General features: G+C 32.6%; 4 protein-coding genes. 3 read left to right on the forward strand and 1 reads right to left on the reverse strand.

What is annotated here, in order from left to right; translation table 11 throughout:
- The first annotated feature begins 176 nt into the window (after positions 1-176).
- Positions 177-1,442 (forward strand): site-specific integrase, encoded by a 1,266-nt coding sequence (locus AOG55_RS02915; protein WP_055040865.1) that lies wholly within the window; start codon positions 177-179, stop codon positions 1,440-1,442.
- 2 nt (positions 1,443-1,444) lie between these two features.
- Here AOG55_RS02915 and AOG55_RS02920 read toward each other — a convergent pair whose 3' ends face one another.
- Positions 1,445-2,122 carry a DUF4145 domain-containing protein gene (locus tag AOG55_RS02920; RefSeq protein ID WP_048100834.1) on the reverse strand — a complete coding sequence of 226 codons (678 nt, stop codon included), beginning with the start codon at positions 2,120-2,122 and terminating at the stop codon, positions 1,445-1,447.
- Positions 2,123-2,644: 522 nt separating this feature from the next.
- On the opposite strand from AOG55_RS02920, the gene AOG55_RS09110 reads away from it, so the two are divergent.
- Entirely contained in the window at positions 2,645-2,779 is a 135-nt protein-coding gene (locus tag AOG55_RS09110) for a transposase (RefSeq protein WP_082180411.1), read from the forward strand.
- Between the two features lie 245 nt (positions 2,780-3,024).
- Positions 3,025-3,327 carry an IS3 family transposase gene (locus AOG55_RS09835; RefSeq protein WP_055040866.1) on the forward strand — a complete coding sequence of 101 codons (303 nt, stop codon included), beginning with the start codon at positions 3,025-3,027 and terminating at the stop codon, positions 3,325-3,327.
- Positions 3,328-3,523: the final 196 nt, after the last annotated feature.

A 3,523-nucleotide genomic window follows, 5' to 3' on the forward strand; every position in this document is an offset into this window, starting at 1 on the left:
TATTAAAAATGAGAACATTCTCATTTTTTGAAAACCAACCATTAGATATTATACAATAAAAACAGAGCATATTTAATTATACATAGAATAGTCATAATCATGCAGAGGACGTGCATACAGTAAAATACTCAATGCACATGCAAATCATTATATTGATCCGATGCATTTTATCATATATGGATTATACATTTTACCTTCAAAGAGAGATCAAGAAAATTGATAGCATAAAAATAAACAAAGAATCAAAGGAGAAAATAAAGGAATTCATAGATGACTTAACATTTTCAGGAATATCTGACGGCAGGAAATATGCCTATATAATAAGGTTAAGGAAAATAGCCTTAATGCTTAATGACAGGTTTTTAAACCCTGATAAAAAGGATATTAAAATGGTAATATCGAATATAATGAATTCCAGGGTTAAACGGGGTGGATCTGATGAGCATAGGCCATCAGATAATTCAATAGAATCATACTATGTAACATTAAAAAAGTTCTATAAATGGCTTCTTGGAAATAATAAAATATATCCAGAATGCGTTGAATGGATTAAATTTAATTCCCATCCATCACATGAAATAAAGCCCGAATCATTAATTACTAAAGATGAGGAAATAAAATTAATAAATGGTTGCAGGAATTCAAGGGACAGGGCGTTAATATCATTGTTGTATGATTCAGGATGCAGGATCTCTGAATTGCTTACAATGAAGATAAAGGATTTAAGATTCGATGATTATGGTGCAATTATATCTGTTACAGGAAAAACAGGATTTAGGGAGGTCAGGATTATAGGAAATTCAATATATTATCTAAAAGAGTACCTGAATGACCATCCATTAAAGGATCCTGATTCCTGGCTTTTCATAATGAAAAACAATGAGAGGATGGGCTATGATGAGGTCAGGTCCATGATATTGAAGGCAAAGAGGAGATCTGGAATAAAAAGAAGGATATACCCGCATCTATTCAGGCATACCAGGGCAACAATTCTGGCATCAAAGGTTGCAGAGGCACCATTGGAATCACAGATGGGATGGGTACATGGATCAAGGCAGACAAGAACATATATACATTTATCAATGAGGGACCATGACAATGCAATATTAAAGGCCTATGGCATTAAAATAGATGAGAATAAAATAATAGAGCCAATGCCGAAGAAATGCCCGAGGTGCAATGCATTAAATCCAGAGGATGCCAAATACTGCCATAACTGCTGGCTTCCATTAGATGAGAAACTGGCCTTAGAATATGAGAGCAAGGAAAAAGAAATAGAGGATAAAATAGAGAAATCTAATATAATACCAGGAATGGCAAAGAAGATGATAGAGAATGCACCCGAATCATTTAAGTCTAAATTAATTGAGAATGTCTTGGAGGAAATATTAAAGGATCCAGAATTGTTAAACAAATTCAGGAATGAAATGAATAAGAGTTGATATCAATTCCTATCCTTACTTGGATTCTTTTCAATTTCCTTTCGCTTTGACTCAGGTATTTTTTTGTAAAATTCATTAAGTTTTTTAGGCCATGTAATAAGGTCTTCGACAATCATATTGAAGATATTGAATAAATACAGCACATCATCCTTATTTTCTAAAATTTTAATTTCACCAGTATGCATTATATCGTTGCCATTTACTCTAAGTATTGAAAGTGCCTTTGTAAGTTGTTCAGGAATGCCTGATTCTACTAATTTCTTGATATTGTCATCTAACGGTAAGTTATTGTTCTTAATATTCCGAAGTAATAATTCAAGGGCTAACCTCATTAACGCCCCAGATGCTCTTGGTGAATCGTTAAGAACCTTCCCTGCTTCTATATAGATATTTTTTACTTCTAATGGTGTGCCCTCAGGTGGCGGGGGGACTGGCAAATTTCTTGGCAATAAGATGTTTTCATTAAGCCAAATAACTTCCTTATGGCAATGTGAGCATACAGACACACTCATTCCAGCAAGTTCCCCCTTGATACCTACAACGTCAACAATATCACCCATATATTGACGGGCAAGATTTCCATAGCCGACACCAGAAAACCATTCCTGATGGGCATAAACTCCACAATGTGGGCAATTGAAAGCATTTTCGTTAAACTTTGGAGGAATGTAATCTACCATGTTTATTATATTATGTATTTGCTAATAAGGTTAACTGCAACTTCATGTAACCTAAAATTGAAGAAATTGGCCTATGCTCTATTTCAGATGGTTTATAACCAATAAAGCATATTTTAAGTACCAGCCCACATGAAATGACGCCTAGAAACGATCTGAATATATGGCATTATTTGTGAAATTTAGATAGGTTATAAGGGGGTTTTAAACATTGAAATATGTTACAGGTATGATTTCTGTTACCCATGTTAACAACTGCCCTTGTAAGTTATCGTCCTAGCGTTCATCTCATTAAGTATAGAAAGTAACTTCCCGCTTAAGAGTTAAAAAAAATTCCATGATAGGTAAGAGGGATTACCTCCCCATCCCCATCTTTGGATGGCCTTACAGCCAATTATCTCACAATAAAAGTCTGACATATTTTTATATTAATATTATGTTGGTTATGAATAGTTTAAACTTAAACACATCTAAAGAGATATATAACGAATGATTTATATAAATATATAAAGGGGGCAATGTAAAATGCCTAGAAGAATATATACAAGTGAGAAGAAATATAATATTATAATGGAATCATTCCAGAATCCAAATATTACCATAGCAGAAATATGCAGGAACCATGGAATAGCAGGAGCACTATTTTATAAATGGAAGTAACAGTTTTTAGAAGGAAGCAAAAAGGGACTGGAAGGAAAAGACCCTGATAAGTCCTTAATTAAAGAGAATGAAAAATTAAAGTCAATAATAGGTGAAATGACAATAGCAAATGAAATATTAAAAAAAATTATATGAGGAGGAAAAGGGGGGTTCAGTGGATGAGATGAATAATAATGGAATTGAAATAACAAAAGCATGTTATTATTCTGGAATTAACAGGATAACATGCTATTACAATAAGAAGCATGAAAATAAAAAAAGATAAAAGGCGTATAACAAGGATTGACAGCAGCATAGTGAATGAAATAATGGAACCATGCAAAGAAAGAATAACATATGGTTATAATAGAATCTGGGCATTATTGAGGAATTCAGGCATAAATATAGCTAAGAAAACAGTGTATAAAATAATGAGGAATAATAATCTAACACTTCCAATGCACGATCATAAGAACAGGAAGGAATTAAAATTACTAAGAGCTGATAAACCAGAAATGCTGATAGAAACAGACATTACATATATTCCAACAAATAATGGAATGACATAAACGGTGCCTGGCCACGGAAGGATAGAAAGAACAGCTCAGTGAATGATAATTTGTTTTCTTTTGTTATATTTATATCATTATTTTTATTATTTTCCATTTGTTATCTAAGATTAAGTCTCACTAAATATATAAATTTTATGCGTTACTATACCATATATATTTATAAAAAATTATTTAAAGATCGGAAGAGCACACG

The sequence above is a fragment of the Acidiplasma cupricumulans genome, assembly GCF_001402935.1.
GTDB classification, from domain to species: domain Archaea; phylum Thermoplasmatota; class Thermoplasmata; order Thermoplasmatales; family Thermoplasmataceae; genus Acidiplasma; species Acidiplasma aeolicum.

Excerpts from the sequence above, each read along its gene's own strand:
- AOG55_RS02915 (WP_055040865.1), top strand. The coding sequence starts at position 177 with ATGGATTATACATTTTACCTTCAAAGAGAGATCAAGAAAATTGATAGC.
- AOG55_RS02920 (WP_048100834.1), bottom strand. The coding sequence starts at position 2,122 with ATGGTAGATTACATTCCTCCAAAGTTTAACGAAAATGCTTTCAATTGC.
- AOG55_RS09110 (WP_082180411.1), top strand. The coding sequence starts at position 2,645 with ATGCCTAGAAGAATATATACAAGTGAGAAGAAATATAATATTATAATG.
- AOG55_RS09835 (WP_055040866.1), top strand. The coding sequence starts at position 3,025 with ATGAAAATAAAAAAAGATAAAAGGCGTATAACAAGGATTGACAGCAGC.